The organism is Bacteroides acidifaciens (assembly GCF_903181435.1).
Taxonomy (GTDB): Bacteria; Bacteroidota; Bacteroidia; order Bacteroidales; family Bacteroidaceae; genus Bacteroides.
On sequence record NZ_CAEUHO010000004.1, the window covers coordinates 1,102,130 to 1,118,072 of the forward strand.

Below are 15,943 nucleotides of genomic sequence, written 5' to 3' on the forward strand. Positions count from 1 at the left end.
TTTATTCTTTTATATCCTCTGTAGCTACCTATAACTCCTGTCTTGGACGATTTTTAAGTTGAAATGCACGAAATCAAAGTCGGATTAGACACTATCAGAGAAGGAAGAACTGAATTGAAAGTCCCGTTTCGGGTGGTTTACCTACATTTGCCTACAGAAAAACCAATCATTTGATATCATGAAAAAAGTATTATTGATTTCATTCGTAATCTTGTCTGCGGCTGCACAGATGACTTATGCGCAAAAACAGGCAGTCATCAAGTTGACGGAGACAACGTTAATGCATGAAATGCGTGCTACTCCTTATCCGCTTGATAAGGCTGTGGTGAATGACCGTGCGGTTTCTTTCCAATGGCCGCTCCGTTCGGATATGAACTCACAGGACAGTCCGTTGGACGGATTCGAACACAAAGTAAAGAAGGTCGATAAAACGAAAGTTACCTATCGCTTACGCTATTCTCAAGACTCCGGTTTTAAATCAGGTGTCACCCAGGTGGATACCCGTTGGCCGTTTTACAATCCGGAGAAACCGCTTGCACCGAGTGTATGGTACTGGCAGTTCGGATATGTAGAAGATGGACAAGTGGTGTGGGGAAGCACGCAACAGGTCACAGTGGAAGACCGTCCGGGAAAATTCTGTCCCCCCTCATTGAAAGCGTTGCTGGCAAAATTGCCTGCCGGTCATCCGCGTGTATGGATGATGAAGGATGAATGGAAGGACTTTATGAACCGCAGCACGGAAAAAGCGGAAAGACAATGGTATCTTGAACGTGCCGACAAAGTGCTTCAGACTCCGATGAAATCGGTGAAAGATATCAATACTTCCCAAGTGAAGAATCTGAAAAATGAAATGCAGATTAATTCCTACCTTACCCGCGAGAGCCGGCGTATCATTGATGCCGAAGAAGGAAATACCGAGGCGCTGATACGTGCGTGGCTGTTGACACAGGATACTAAATATGCTGACGAAGCCATCAAACGGGTACTTATTATGGCGGGTTGGGACAAGGACAAGAATGTGAAAGGTGATTTCAACGCTTCCACTCTGTTGTCACTCTGCTCCATGGCTTATGATTCTTTCTATGACCGGCTGGACGCATCGCAGAAGAAAACTTTGCTTGATAAAATCAAGGTGAAAGGTGGCGAGATGTACGATAACTTCAACAATCGGTTGGAGAATCACATTGCCGACAATCATGTGTGGCAGATGACACTCCGTATCCTGACAATGGCGGCATTCAGTGTATATGGTGATTTGCCCGAAGCTAATACATGGGTGGATTATTGCTACAATGTCTGGCTGGCACGTTTCCCCGGATTGAATAAAGACGGTGGTTGGCACAACGGCGACTCTTACTTCACAGTCAACACCCGTACCTTGATAGAAGTACCTTATTATTATAGCAAACTGAGCGGATATGATTTCTTCTCCGACCCGTGGTATCAGGGAAATATCATGTACACTATCTTCCAGCAACCCCCTTTCTCCAAATCCGGTGGAAACGGAAGTTCGCATCAGAATGTGGGACGTCCTAACAGTATCCGTATCGGGTATCTGGATGCACTGGCACGCCTTACCGGAAATACCTATGCAGCCGACTTTGTACGCCGCACCTTGAAAGTGGAACCGGAATATATGAAAAAAGCCTTGTTGAGCAAACCAGGTGACCTTGCATGGTTCCGTCTTCAATGCGACAAGCCATTGCCCGAAGGCGAGGGATTGACAGCGCTTCCTGCGGGTTACGTATTTCCCGCGACGGGATTGGCTTCCTTCCAAACGAATTGGGACAGAGTAGGCGGCAACGCAATGTGGAGTTTCCGTTCCAGTCCTTATGGTTCTACTTCTCATGCACTAGCCAATCAGAATGCGTTCAATACTTTCTATGGTGGAAAGCCATTGTTTTATAGTAGCGGTCACCATATCGAATTTACGGATGTACACAGTATGTTGTGCCATCGTGCCACACGGGCCCACAATACTATCTTGGTGAATGGCATGGGACAGCGTATAGGAACAGAAGGATATGGCTGGATTCCCCGTTATTACGCCAGTGAAAAAATAGGCTATGTACTGGGAGACGCTTCCAATGCTTATGGAAAAGTAATCTCACCGCTTTGGCTGACACGGGGTGAACAGTCCGAAGTACACTATACACCCGAAAATGGCTGGGATGAGAATCACGTGAAGACTTTCCGTCGTCATATTGTGAACTTGGGTAAGACCGGATTGATTTTCATCTATGATGAACTGGAAGCAGACGAACCGGTGAACTGGAATTACCTGTTGCACACTACGGAGAATCCCATGACAGTGAATAAGGCGGATAACCGTTTTGTACACGTTCAGGCTACTAACCGTGGCGGAGCGTCGGACGCTTATCTCTTCTCAAGCGGAACGTTACAGACTGACACAACCAGCAGTTTCTTCTATCCGGCAGTCAACTGGCTGCGTGCCGATGATAAAGGCAACTTCAAGAAGTATCCGAACCACTGGCATTTTACCGCTACATCGGAGAAAGCACAAGTATATCGCTTTGCCACTATCATCAATACGCATGCGTTGAAATATCCCGCCAAAGACCCGGAAATACTGTCCGACGGACGTATCAAAGTGGGCGGGTGGCTTATCAGTGTGAATCTGAAATCTAACGGTGCGCCTTCTTTCTTCATCCGCAGCACCAAGGAGAAAGTGAATATCACTTACAAGGGAGACGCCACTATTGTCAATGAAGACGGATATGAAACAGTTATGAGGGATACATTGCCCGAACTGGAAATCTGATAAACGAACATGAAAGATACGGAACTATGAGACATTCGAAATTTAATATGAGAACCATGTGCCTGTTGGCTGCATTATCGGGTATGGCTGTTTTGTCAGCTCAGACTCCGGTGAAGCCCCGTGTGCAGACTTCCGCTGCTCCGGAAGAAACGACGGTCTACAAACTGGACGGAAAGAAGCCGGTGACGGTTATTGGCGTTCCTGCCAAAAAGGGAGAGAATAAAAAGGAAGTCTCCGGCAAAGCGGGCACGCGGAAGGCGGCTGCTTTAGACGGCAAACGCTACCTGGCACTGAAAACCAATGTGTTGTATGATGCTTGTGCTCTCTTGAACCTTGCTGTGGAAATGCAGGTGCACAAAAAGATAACCGTGGAACTGCCTTTGACTTGCAGCCTGTGGGACTTGGGAAGTGAACACGGAGTACGCACCGTGGCATTGCAACCGGAAGCTCGTTGGTGGATGGGAAACGAAGCGGGACGAGGACATTTTGTCGGACTGCACGCCCACGTGGCATGGTTCAACGTGAAGTGGAACGACAACCGTTATCAGGACGTTGACCGCCCTTTGCTGGGAGCCGGACTGAGTTATGGCTACAAACTGCCTTTGTCCGAACATTGGGGAGCGGAATTTACTCTGGGATTGGGATATGCCAATATGAAGTATAATACCTATTATAATATAGACAACGGTGCATTGCTGGATACACGTGTCCGCCACTATTGGGGAGTAACCCGCGTAGGAGCGTCACTGGTATATCGCTTCTGAACTCAATAGGAATATACCTGTAAATACGATAACAATATGAGAAAAAGTTTATATATACTGGCACATTGCACTTTTCTGTTATTCTTCGCTTTTTTAGTGAATGGATGCAGCCTGCACGAAGAACCGGAACTGACTCCTGACGGAGAATTGGGAGTAGACCCTACAGCAGTGACGCTGAATCTCAATCTGATAATGAATCTTAGTTTGGCGGAACGCCCGCCGATGGCGGTCAGCCGTGCGACGGAAACCAAATATCTGCGACGTTTTATCGTTGAGGCTTATCTGGATAGGCAGGTAGTGGCACGACAGACGGTGTATGAGGAAGATTTTAACCGTTCTACTCTGCCCGTCAGCATGAAGTTGCATGCCCGCAATTATCGCATCTTGGTGTGGGCTGACTATGTGAATTCGGAAACACCGGAACAGGGGCTTGTCTACGATGCGGAGAATCTGGCTTTCATTCTTCCTGCCGGAAAATATATAGGAAATAGCCGCTACAAAGATGTGTTTGCCGCTTCTACGACAGTAGACCTTACTTCCTACCGTAACGACTGGGGAGCTGAAACCGGACTTGATGTAACATTATACCGCCCCGTGGCACGCTATGAATTGATAGCGAAAGATGTGGAGACGTTTCTCTATAAACTCTCTACGGGCAGTCTGAAAGGTGAGAGCTTTACGACTCTCGTGAAGTACAGCGATTATCTGCCTACGGGATATAACTTATGGGACGATGTGCCCAAGAACTCGCTGATGTACATGGAATATAAGGTCGCCTTTGAACGTCCTGCCGACGGTACGCAAGAACTGAAACTGGGATTTGACTATCTATTGGTCGGTGCCGGAGAAACCGCTTCTATTCCGGTGGAACTGGAAATCCTGAATGAGAAGAATGAAGTACTGGCACGTACGATATTGAGTATTCCTTGTGAACGGAACAAAAACACAACAGTACGCGGTAACTTCCTTACTTCCAACGTAAATGGCGGAATAGGTATCGACCCCGGTTACGATGGTGATTTGGAAGTAGACCTTGGAGAATTATAATTAATAACAAATGAATTAAGAATTGCTTAACCATAAAAATTACAATCATGAAAAAGAACTTATTTTATTCGCTAATGACTTTGTGCGCAGTGCTTTTCACATCATGCGGACAAGAAGAAATCGTTTCGGACAATGGAAATGACATCAAAGCTCCTGTTACTATCGCTGTGCAGGCTCCTGTCAATAATCCTCTCAGCCGTGCGGGTGTCACTATACCTGATGGCTATACGATGCAGTGTATCATGCAATTACTGGATGCGGAAGGCAATACGGTAGGTGCGCAGGATATCAAACAGGTTAATGACGGAAAGGTATCCTTCACAATTTCAGTAGATGAACAGAAGGATGCAGCGAAAGCGTTGTTTTGGGCTGAATATGTTCCGACAGCGGGTGCTGCCGGTAAAGTATATGATACAGCCGATTTGAGAGCCGTAGGATATAACACTGCGTCATTCGATATGACTAATGCTGCGTTAATGGCAGCTTGCGATGCTTTCTGCGGAAAGTTGGAAACTATCGGTAATGCCAGCGTGACATTGAAGCGTCCGTTTGCTAATATTAGTGTGCAGCCGAAGAATCCGGCAGTAGCGGCATCTGCAACCAAATTGGAAGTGAAATACGATGCTTTGAGCGGATATGATATTTTGGAAGGTAAATGCAGTGCTACTGCTCCTGTGACTTATACGAATGCTGGTTTTAATGCGGCAAGTGGTGCTTGGATTTCTAATTTCTTCTTTGCTCCTACGGATGTGACGAAATTTGCCGGAGAGGTTACTATGACATTGAGCGGGGGATATGATAAAGTGATTACAATACCGACTAACACATTGCCTTTGGATGTCAATATGCAGATTATGGCAAAATTTGAAATAGGAGATGGTAAATTTGACATTGAAGTAGGAGTAGACCCTGATTATGAAGCATTGGAAATGAAAGTCGGCAGTTATATCAATGCGGAAGGTAAAGTGGTACGTGATGCAGCGGATGCTGTTGGTATCGTTTTCGCGATGGAAGCTATCGGTAGTGATGTTCCGGCTAATTATCCTGCTGCACTTCAAGGAAAGACGATTGCAGGATATGCGGTAGCGATTGAAAATGCAGCGACTGGTCGCCAAGCTCTTAATAATGATAAATTAGAGACTTTGGTTGAAACAGAAAAAGCGGTAACTAATGGAACTCAGACCACGGATGCTTTGTTTACTGGCATTGGAGATGTTACGTTTAAAACAACTTATGAGAAGTGGGTGGGAGAACATACTTTGAACAGTGAAAATCTTAGTGCATGGTATATCCCTACGTTGGTGCAATTGAGTGCATTTATGAACACATTGTTTACAATGAAAGACATTCCTGCTACCGGTAGTGACGATTTCAGAAGTATGAGTGAGTTTGGATTTGTTAATGGTAAAATGTTTGATAGAGATGTAATTGCTACAGTAAACTATGCTTCTAGTACTATTAATAATCAAGGTAATATTTCGGGTGTACGTATCAATGTTGTTGACGGCGCTGTAACCAATGCGCAAGAAGCTGGTATTGATGTAAAGGGCAAAACTAATCAGCAAGCTCTTTGCCGCCCCATGATTACAATCTTCAAATAGTCATTGAACACTCGACCTTACTCAATAGAAGTGTTAAGAAAGTGGGATACCCCCATTCCACTTTCTTACTTTCTTCTCCATTGATACTTTTGACAATAGAACCCTAATCTTATACCTCGAAAAGAAGATAATATGCACACCTCATTTCGCCTGTCGGTTTACCTTTTGTTAGTTGTACAGTTGTTCATCGGCTGTTCATCCGACCCGTTGCCCGAACCGGACGGTTCGCAGCCCGAGACGCCCGCCGCAACTCCCGATGCTTATCAGGATAAGATAAGGACACAGCCTTATCCTAAAGCAGATAATGAACTGTATCTGAATCCTACTCCTCTTATTGTTCCTCAAACGATGAAGACAGGCGAAAGACTGCAATTCTCTCTCTCGCGTACCGAAGATTTCAGCAGTTCCGAAACATTGGTCACCGAACCGCAGGAATGGTGCATGTATAATCCTCACCGCCGCTTGGATACCGGCACATGGTTCTGGCGTTTCCGCTCTACTAATATTAATGGAAATATGCCCGGTGAATGGAGTCAGGCCTATCGCTTTGAAGTAAAGAATGATACGCCGGAATTTGTAACACCCACTTTTAAGACATTCTTAGAAAACGTTCCCCGTCTGCATCCCCGTATTTACTGTTTTCTCGACGACCGTATCGAAGAAGCTCGTAATCGTGTAGCTTCACACCCTGAATACAAGGAATTGCAAAACCGTGCAACTCTCGCATTGAACGTCGATTATACGACAATGCCCGACTTGTATAGCCGTGCCGAAGAACTTCGGCAACACGCCACTTATCTCTATCAGGCTTATCACCTGACTCAAGAAAAAAAACATGTTGAAAAGTTGCGTCAGCTTCTCGAAGTCTTGATTGCCGCTCCGCCTGCCGACAAACAGCTTTTCGCATCCAACTTTACGGCTAGCAATATCGCCTGGTGTCTCGTAGCAGCTTATGACCTGCTTTATGACAACTTATCAGCTTCCGACCGTACCTCAGCCGAAGAACTGATGATGCGTGTGGCACGCTATTATTATAAGGTGAATTGTGGCTTTCAGGAAAATCATCTCTTTGACAATCATTTTTGGCAGCAGAATATGCGTATCCTTTTTCAAGTAGCTTTGTCGCTCTATGACAAACCTGCTTATTCTTCCGAAGTGCTGCCGATGCTGGAATATTATTATGAACTATGGACAGCCCGTGCCCCTGCTTCCGGCTTCAATCGTGACGGTATGTGGCACAACGGTACAGGCTACTTTAGTGCCAATATCTTGACTTTAGCCTATATGCCTGCTTTATTTTCATACATCACCCGTCAGAATTTCCTGCTGCATCCGTGGTATCGGAATGCAGGACGCTCGATGGTCTATACTTGCCCGCCGGGCTCAAAAACTAACGGCTTTGGTGATAACAGCGAAAAAGGTACTGAACCTAATCGCCTGATTGCCGCTTTTGCCGATTACCTGGCTTGTGAAACTGGCGATTCTTATGCCGCATGGTATGCTGGAGAATGTCGGGATTTGTTGCGCCGGGACTATGAATTACGTCTTTACCGTATGTGTACCGACCAGAACTATAATACTGCTTTCCCTGCGGACGCGGCAAAAATGGTATGGTATAAAGATGCAGGCGAAGTAGCTATGCACAGTCATCCGGAAGATACGGAAAAAGACCTTGCGCTCTCGTTCCGCTCCAGTACATTCGGCTCGGGCAGTCACACCACTGCCAGTCAGAATGCTTTTAACTTGCTGTATAAAGGAGTAGATGTCTATCGTAGCACGGGCTATTATCAAAACTTCAGTGATGCGCATAACTTGATGTCCTACCGCCATACCCGGGCACACAATACCCTGTTGGTGAACGGCATAGGACAACCTTATTCCACCGAAGGCTACGGTAATGTGATGCGTGCTATGACTGGACAGCATATCAGCTATTGTCTGGGTGACGCTTCGCATGCTTACAGGGGGATTAGTAATGACCCCATGTGGATAGGCTACTTCGAGCAGGCAGGTATTACACAAACGCCGGAAAATGGTTTCGGTACCACGCCATTGACTAAATATCGCAGGCATATATTAATGCTTCATCCTTCTACGGTACTGGTGTACGATGAACTGGAAGCCTCGGAAGCTGTTCGTTGGGAATGGTTATTGCATAGTCCTACGGAGTTTGGTATTGACGCTGTGAAAAAAACATTGTCTACCAATAACAAAACTAAAGATTTTGTCGCTGTAACACAACTGTTTGGCGGGCACGTTTTTGCCTTGTCCCAAACAAACCGCTTCGCAGTACCACCCGCGACTACTGGAGCAGACTATCCGAATCAATGGCATCTCACTGCACGGGTGGACGGTAGTCCCGCCACTCGTTTTCTGGCTGTCATTCAGGTAGGTGATACGAAAGAATCTGTGTCTGCCATCCACCGTGATGGGGATACTTTCAGTGTAGGCGACTGGACGATTGAAGCTGTTCTTGATGCTTCCAAATCCTCGAAGCTCACGGTTACTCATCGTACCGAACCGGCTGTATTCAGCTATGGAACAGATAACCCTACATTGAGCGGAACCTCTTACCCCCGTCAGTACACCGGTTCTTCCTTACTTTATGACGAGGTGAACGGCACTTGGCAAGTAACAGAGATGACCGACCGGACACCTGTATCTACCCGGGCGATAACCCGGTGACAAAACAGTGAACTATAATGAATATAAATAAAGAATAGAATATCATGAAAAGTAAGATTATTAGTATTTTATTTCTGCTTGTCGGTATATCCGGCATACACGCCCAAAGTCAGACTGTCACCGGAAAGGTGGTGGACAACGAGGGCTTGGAAGTGATTGGGGGAAATGTAACTGTGAAAGGCAAACAAAACACAGGTACAATCACCGACATCAACGGTAAATACACCATTACCGTCAGCGACCCGTCTAAAGATGTACTGGTCTTTTCTTTTATCGGTCTGGAAAACATGGAAGTGCCCGTGAAAGGAAGGAAACAGATTGATGTGACTATGAAAGCGGCTTCGGTACTGCTGGACGAAGTGGTAGCTATCGGTTATGCCACAGTGAAACGTAAAGACCTGACCGGCTCCGTAGCTTCCGTCAGAAGCGATGATTTGCTCAAAGTCCCTTCGTCCGATGTCACCCAAGCTCTTGCGGGACGTATGGCAGGTGTACAGATTATACAGACAGACGGACAACCGGGAGCTGCCATGTCAGTACGTGTACGTGGGGGTATATCAATAACACAAAGTAACGAACCGCTTTATATTATCGACGGATTCCCTACGGAAGACGGCATGTCCAGTCTCGACCCCGCTGATATTGAGAGCATTGATGTCTTGAAAGACGCTTCGGCAACAGCCATCTATGGTGCCCGCGGAGCGAACGGGGTAGTGGTAATCACTACCAAAAGCGGTGCGAAAAGTGAAGGAAAGGCGACGCTTACTTTCGATTCGTATGTGGGAGTACGTACGCTTGCCAAACGTCTGAATGTACTGAGTGTGGAAGAATTTGTACTGGCGGATTATGAAAGAACATTAGGTGACGCCACCGACCCCGCAGAAAGTATGCGGGCATGGCAAACCCGTTATGGCGGCTTTGTCGATTTGCACGAAAACTATGCCAACCGTGAGGGCATAGATTGGCTGGACCGTACTATGGGACGCACCACCGTCACACAGAACTACCGGGTAGGCGTGAACGGTGGTAATGATAAACTGAACTATAATATGTCTTACGGCTACTTCAAGGATGAAGGTGCTATGGTATATAGCGGAAGCGACAAACACAATATCTCGCTTAGTGTAAGGAGTGAAGTGAACAAGCGTCTCTCCGTCACCGGACGTATCAACTTCGATTACCTGAAAGTATATGGCGCGGGAGTTGCCGGAAACGGAACGAACGAAGGCGGTAGCAATGTGGACGCTAAGTTCAATAAAATGGTGCAGATATTGCAATACCGTCCTACCATCGGTATTCGTGGAAGTGATGATGAACTATTGGCAGGAGAAGACCCCGTATTGAGCGATGCGGACGGTAACGTAATGCAGAATCCGTTGATAGCTGCTGCCGAAGAAAAGGACAACAAGGAAACTCGTACCTTGCAAGCCAATGGCGGCTTGACCTTTAAAATAATGAAAGGACTGACCTTCCGGAATAATACGGGTATGCGTTACCAGCTATACCGACGCGAACTTTTCTATGGCGACCAGTCTATTATGGGAAGACGTAGCGGTATCTACGGCTCTATCCGAAATACGGAAACCGGAAGTTTCCAAACGTCCAACGTCCTGACTTACGACAAGCGCTTTCAGAAGAAACATAAAGTAGTCGTGCAACTGGGACAGGAATTTGTGAAACGTTGGACACGCGTTCTTGAATCCGGTGTGAGCGGACTGCCTACCGACGAATTTATTCTAGGTGATATGAGCCTGGGTACTCCGTCTGTTGCTTCATCCGACGAAAACTTTGACGACAACCTGCTTTCTTTCTTCGCCCGTCTCAACTACGATTTCACCGACAAATATTTGTTCTCCGCCACTTTCCGCGCGGACGGCTCTTCCAAATTCGGCAAGAACAACAAATGGGGATACTTTCCCGCCGTATCAGCCGCCTGGCGTGTGAGCGAAGAGGATTTTATAAAAAGATTGAATCTCTTTTCCGACTTGAAATTCCGTATCGGATACGGTCTGGCAGGTAACAACCGCATCGGTAGCTACAACAGCCTTGCCCTGATGTCTTCAATTGCCACAGCTATGGGGGATAAACTCACCCCCGGTTATGCTTCCAAGCAGATACCGAATCCCGATTTGAAATGGGAAGCGAACAAGACATTTAATATGGGCGTAGATTTGGGCTTTCTGAGCCAACGTATCACTATCTCGCCCGAATTCTATATTAATAGGAGTAGTAATCTGCTGTTGAATGCCCAGTTGCCTTATTCTTCCGGTTATCAGACTATGTTGATTAACGCCGGCGAAACGAAGAATGTGGGAGTGGAACTGACTGTGAATACAGTGAACTTCTCTACAAAGAAATTCAGTTGGAACACTACGCTTACGTTGTCGCACAACAAGAATTCCGTGAGAGCATTGACCGGTGAGGCGGTACAACTCTACGAAGCCAAGTTCGGCTTTAACCAAAACACACACCGTATTGCTGTCGGAGAACCGTTGGGACAATTCTATGGCTACATTACGGATGGCTTGTATCAGGTGGATGATTTCAATTACGACGCTTCCACCCAAACTTATACACTGAAAGACGGTGTGCCTTATCATGGGGATAGAGGTCGGATTCAGCCGGGAATGTGGAAGTTCAGAAACTTGACCGAAGGGGATGATATCATTGATGAAAATGATAAAACGATTATCGGCAACGCCCAACCGAAATTCTACGGCGGTCTGAACAACTCCTTTACTTACAAAGGATTTGACTTGAGCGTATTCCTTACTTTCAGTTATGGCAATGAGGTGTTGAACGCCACCAAACTGGTTACCAGTAAAATAGGCAGCCAGAACTATAATGCATTAGACGTAATGAACAGCTCCAACCGCTGGATGACCATCAACTCCGCAGGGCAGAAAGTAACAGATCCCGGAGAATTGGCTGCTTTGAACGCCGGCAAAACGGTAGCCGCCTATCATGACGCGCAACAAGGAGACAATTATATCCACTCTTGGGCAGTAGAAGACGCTTCCTATTTAAAACTGAGTAATGTGACTGTGGGATATACATTCCCGAAACACCTGATTGCGAGAGTAGGATTGAAGAACCTGCGCCTGTATGCTACGGGCAATAACTTGTTAACGTGGACAAAATATACAGGTTTCGACCCGGAAGTCTCTACAATGAAAAGCGGGCTGACACCCGGTGTTGACTTTGGAGCGTATCCCCTCAGCCGTTCTTTCATTTTTGGTCTAAACGTAGCTTTCTAATTCTTTAAATATATAGCAATCATGAAAAAGATACATCTATTATATATCGCATCCGCTTTATTACTGACAGGACTTACCTCTTGCGAGGACTTGCTGACAGAAGAACCCAATTCAAAGTATGACCGCGACCGCTATTTCGATTCGGAAGAAAAAGCGGAAATGGCAGTCATGGGGATATACGGCTCACTGTCGGATTTTAACCATTACGGTTGGTACGAAATGGCTGCTCCGGCATCTGACGATACCTATTATACCGCCCGTACACAGTCTGACAACCAGGTGCACGACATCGCGCACTACCAGCTCAACTCCACAAACACATGGATTGAAAGCATCTGGAAACTGAAATATGAAGGAATCGACCGTGCCAACCTGACTATCGACGGTATCAGCGGTATGACGGGATATAGTGACAATACCCGTCTGAAAGCACTGGAAGCCGAAGCCCGTTTCCTGCGTGCCTTCCTTGCATTCGACTTGGTGAAAGGCTGGGGAGATGTCCCTTTCAAAACCGCTTATTCCTCATCCTATGAATCCGCCTTCGGCGAACGTGTAGACCGTGAAACGATTTACGATGAAATTATAACCGACCTTACTTTTGCCAAGAACAATCTGGATTGGGCAACCGCTTCTTCCACTCCCGAACGGGTGACGCAGGGAGCAGCCCGTGCATTGCTGATGCGTGTGTATCTGCAACGTGCCGGATATAGCCTTCATTCAAACGGGCAGTTGGAACGTCCGGACGATAGCAAGCGGAAACAATACTTCGATGCAGTGATAAAAGAATGGGAAGCTTTTGAAGATAAAGGATACCATGACTTTTACGATGGTGGCTATGAAGCGCTTTTCAAAAGTTTCTCGCAAGGCGTGTTGAATACGAAAGAGAGCCTTTGGGAGATTGCTTTCTATCATTCACAGGGACGTCGCAACGGTGGAGCATGGGGGATTTATAACGGTCCGCAGGTGGCGGAACCTACCGGAATCTCCGCGTCTGAAGCAAATCAGTATATGGGACGTGCCAATGGTTTCTTTATCGTTGTTCCCGAATGGCGCAACTTCTTTGAAGAGAAAGATAAGCGTCGTGACATAGCGATTTGTACTTATCGCTACACTTGGAATGGCACTAAAAAGGAACATGTAAAAGAAGAAAGAAGTGCCGGAAGCTGGTACGTCGGAAAATGGCGCAGGGAATGGATGCCGAAAGAATCATGGAATAAGAACATCAATTACGCCGATGTGAATTATTGTCCTTTACGCTATGCCGATGTCGTATTAATGGCTGCCGAAGCATACAATGAAACAGGAACCGACCGTCAGAAAGCTTGGAATCTGTTGAATAGCGTTCGTACCCGTGCCGAAGCTACCTCTATCACAGAAGCGAATTATGAAGAAATGATGAGCGCACGGAAAAAAACGCATAACCTGACTTTCATCGACGACTCTACCCCCGAAGGAAAGTTCCGTACGGCTCTCTACTGGGAGCGTGGTCTTGAACTGGCTTTTGAAGGACAACGCAAATACGACCTGATACGTTGGGGCGTGTTGGGCAAGGCGCTGAAACTGTTTGGCGGAGTCAGTTCCGTGAACCAGAAAGAGAACAAACCTTATCCCGCTTACCGTAATTTTATAGAAGGCAAACATGAACTTTTCCCTATCCCTCTGAAGGAAATACAAAGTAATCCGAAACTCAATGGAATGAATAATAACGGGTATTAGCAAGACCTTCAATAGAATAGGCAACCGGAAAAATATACAAAAATAGTTTGCCAATTCAAAGAAAAGCCGTACTTTTGCAAGCCGATTATTATCACAAAATGATAAGAGATTAATTCATAGCAAGTTAGTACTCCTTTGTCCGGGGAAGACTAATGAGTGGTGAAGAAAATTTTTAGTAGTAACATTTAAAAAACAAAATTAGAGTGGATACTTTAAGTTACAAGACCATTTCTGCCAACAAAGCAACTGTAACCAAAGAATGGGTTATTGTTGACGCTACAGACCAGACATTAGGTCGTCTGGGAGCAAAAGTTGCAAAATTGTTGAGAGGAAAGTACAAACCAAACTTTACTCCTCACGTAGACTGCGGTGATAACGTTATCATCATCAATGCAGACAAAGTAAAACTGACTGGTAACAAGTGGAATGACAGAGTCTATTTGTCATATACAGGCTACCCTGGTGGTCAGAGAGAGATGACTCCTGCCCGTTTGATTGCTAAACCGAACGGCGAAGAGAGATTACTGAAAAAAGTAGTGAAGGGCATGCTTCCTAAGAATATCCTGGGAGCTAAATTGCTGAATAACTTGTATGTTTACGCTGGTAGCGAACACAAACATGCTGCTCAGAACCCGAAAATGATTGATATTAATTCATATAAATAAGATATAATGGAAGTAGTAAATGCATTAGGCAGACGTAAACGTGCTATTGCACGCATATTCGTAAGCGAAGGTACAGGAAAGATTACTATTAACAAGAGAGACCTTGCAGAGTACTTTCCATCAACTATTCTTCAGTATGTTGTAAAACAACCATTGAACAAGCTGGGTGCTGCTGAGAAGTATGACATCAAGGTGAACTTGTGTGGTGGTGGTTTCACTGGTCAGTCTCAGGCATTGCGTTTGGCAATCGCTCGTGCACTGGTTAAGATGAACGCTGAAGATAAAGCCGCTCTTCGTGCAGAAGGCTTCATGACTCGTGACCCACGTTCTGTTGAACGTAAGAAACCGGGACAGCCGAAAGCTCGTAGAAGATTCCAGTTCAGCAAGCGTTAATGGGCTGCCTGACCGAGGAATATGTTTAGTATCTAAACTACTGGGACTCTGCTCATAGACTACCCAGCGGTTGGTTTAGAAAAAACAAAAAAGAAAGTAAACGATTTAAAGAAAAAACAAGATGTCAAGAACAAATTTTGATACATTATTGGAGGCTGGTTGCCACTTCGGACACCTTAAGAGAAAGTGGAATCCTGCAATGGCTCCTTATATTTTCATGGAACGCAATGGTATTCACATCATTGACCTCCACAAAACTGTTGCAAAAGTAGACGAAGCTGCTGAAGCTTTGAAACAGATTGCCAAATCTGGCAAGAAAGTTCTTTTTGTTGCTACTAAAAAACAAGCTAAACAAGTTGTAGCTGAGAAAGCTCAATCTGTTAATATGCCTTATGTAATCGAACGCTGGCCGGGTGGTATGTTGACCAACTTCCCGACTATCCGTAAGGCTGTGAAGAAAATGGCTACTATCGACAAGTTGACTAACGATGGTACTTATGCTAACCTTTCTAAGAGAGAAGTTCTTCAGATTTCACGTCAACGTGCAAAATTGGACAAGACTTTGGGCTCTATCGCTGACCTGACTCGTCTGCCGTCTGCATTGTTCGTTATCGACGTAATGAAAGAAAATATCGCAGTTCGTGAAGCTAACCGTTTGGGTATTCCAGTATTCGGTATCGTTGATACTAACTCTGATCCTTCAAACGTTGATTTCGTAATTCCTGCTAACGATGACGCTACTAAATCAGTAGAAGTGATCCTCGATGCTTGCTGCGCTGCAATGATCGAAGGTTTGGAAGAAAGAAAAGCTGAAAAGATTGACATGGAAGCTGCTGGTGAAACTCCTGCTAACAAAGGCAAGAAGAAATCAGTAAAAGCTAGACTCGACAAGTCTGACGAAGAAGCTATCAACGCAGCTAAGGCTGCTGCTTTCATCAAGGAAGACGAAGAGGCTTAATATATTAATGTGCCAATTTGCTAATGTGCAAGGGTGTGATTATACACTTGCATTTTGATTGGCAGATTGGCACAT

10 protein-coding genes are annotated in these 15,943 nt (G+C 45.7%); all 10 read left to right on the forward strand.

Annotated elements, in window-relative coordinates:
* The first annotated feature begins 178 nt into the window (after positions 1-178).
* On the forward strand, positions 179-2,782 hold the full coding sequence (locus tag CLIN57ABFB40_RS16195) for a DUF4962 domain-containing protein (protein WP_175631032.1): 2,604 nt from the start codon (positions 179-181) through the stop codon (positions 2,780-2,782).
* Positions 2,783-2,808: 26 nt separating this feature from the next.
* Entirely contained in the window at positions 2,809-3,546 is a 738-nt protein-coding gene (locus CLIN57ABFB40_RS16200; protein ID WP_175631033.1) for a DUF3575 domain-containing protein, read from the forward strand.
* A 36-nt stretch (positions 3,547-3,582) separates the two neighbouring features.
* Complete coding sequence (locus tag CLIN57ABFB40_RS16205; protein ID WP_175631034.1) at positions 3,583-4,593, forward strand: DUF6562 domain-containing protein; 1,011 nt, start codon at positions 3,583-3,585, stop codon at positions 4,591-4,593.
* A 47-nt stretch (positions 4,594-4,640) separates the two neighbouring features.
* Positions 4,641-6,194, forward strand: a complete 1,554-nt coding sequence (locus CLIN57ABFB40_RS16210) for a hypothetical protein (RefSeq protein ID WP_175631035.1) — start codon at positions 4,641-4,643, stop codon at positions 6,192-6,194.
* Between the two features lie 132 nt (positions 6,195-6,326).
* Positions 6,327-8,879 carry a DUF4962 domain-containing protein gene (locus tag CLIN57ABFB40_RS16215; protein ID WP_175631036.1) on the forward strand — a complete coding sequence of 851 codons (2,553 nt, stop codon included), beginning with the start codon at positions 6,327-6,329 and terminating at the stop codon, positions 8,877-8,879.
* A 44-nt stretch (positions 8,880-8,923) separates the two neighbouring features.
* Positions 8,924-12,136, forward strand: a complete 3,213-nt coding sequence (locus CLIN57ABFB40_RS16220) for a SusC/RagA family TonB-linked outer membrane protein (RefSeq protein WP_175631037.1) — start codon at positions 8,924-8,926, stop codon at positions 12,134-12,136.
* A 21-nt stretch (positions 12,137-12,157) separates the two neighbouring features.
* Complete coding sequence (locus tag CLIN57ABFB40_RS16225; protein ID WP_175631038.1) at positions 12,158-13,852, forward strand: RagB/SusD family nutrient uptake outer membrane protein; 1,695 nt, start codon at positions 12,158-12,160, stop codon at positions 13,850-13,852.
* Positions 13,853-14,055: 203 nt separating this feature from the next.
* Positions 14,056-14,517, forward strand: a complete 462-nt coding sequence (rplM, locus tag CLIN57ABFB40_RS16230; protein WP_024987602.1) for a 50S ribosomal protein L13 — start codon at positions 14,056-14,058, stop codon at positions 14,515-14,517.
* A gap of 6 nt (positions 14,518-14,523) precedes the next feature.
* Positions 14,524-14,910 (forward strand): 30S ribosomal protein S9, encoded by a 387-nt coding sequence (gene rpsI, locus CLIN57ABFB40_RS16235; protein WP_004297203.1) that lies wholly within the window; start codon positions 14,524-14,526, stop codon positions 14,908-14,910.
* Between the two features lie 121 nt (positions 14,911-15,031).
* Positions 15,032-15,868 carry a 30S ribosomal protein S2 gene (rpsB, locus tag CLIN57ABFB40_RS16240; protein ID WP_167962004.1) on the forward strand — a complete coding sequence of 279 codons (837 nt, stop codon included), beginning with the start codon at positions 15,032-15,034 and terminating at the stop codon, positions 15,866-15,868.
* The last annotated feature ends 75 nt before the right edge of the window (positions 15,869-15,943 follow it).

What these genes read in the sequence shown, in the direction of transcription:
- CLIN57ABFB40_RS16200 (WP_175631033.1), top strand. Translation starts at nt 2,809, where the DNA reads ATGAGACATTCGAAATTTAATATGAGAACCATGTGCCTGTTGGCTGCA.
- rpsB (WP_167962004.1), top strand. Translation starts at nt 15,032, where the DNA reads ATGTCAAGAACAAATTTTGATACATTATTGGAGGCTGGTTGCCACTTC.
- CLIN57ABFB40_RS16205 (WP_175631034.1), top strand. Translation starts at nt 3,583, where the DNA reads ATGAGAAAAAGTTTATATATACTGGCACATTGCACTTTTCTGTTATTC.
- CLIN57ABFB40_RS16220 (WP_175631037.1), top strand. Translation starts at nt 8,924, where the DNA reads ATGAAAAGTAAGATTATTAGTATTTTATTTCTGCTTGTCGGTATATCC.
- rpsI (WP_004297203.1), top strand. Translation starts at nt 14,524, where the DNA reads ATGGAAGTAGTAAATGCATTAGGCAGACGTAAACGTGCTATTGCACGC.
- CLIN57ABFB40_RS16215 (WP_175631036.1), top strand. Translation starts at nt 6,327, where the DNA reads ATGCACACCTCATTTCGCCTGTCGGTTTACCTTTTGTTAGTTGTACAG.
- CLIN57ABFB40_RS16210 (WP_175631035.1), top strand. Translation starts at nt 4,641, where the DNA reads ATGAAAAAGAACTTATTTTATTCGCTAATGACTTTGTGCGCAGTGCTT.
- CLIN57ABFB40_RS16225 (WP_175631038.1), top strand. Translation starts at nt 12,158, where the DNA reads ATGAAAAAGATACATCTATTATATATCGCATCCGCTTTATTACTGACA.
- CLIN57ABFB40_RS16195 (WP_175631032.1), top strand. Translation starts at nt 179, where the DNA reads ATGAAAAAAGTATTATTGATTTCATTCGTAATCTTGTCTGCGGCTGCA.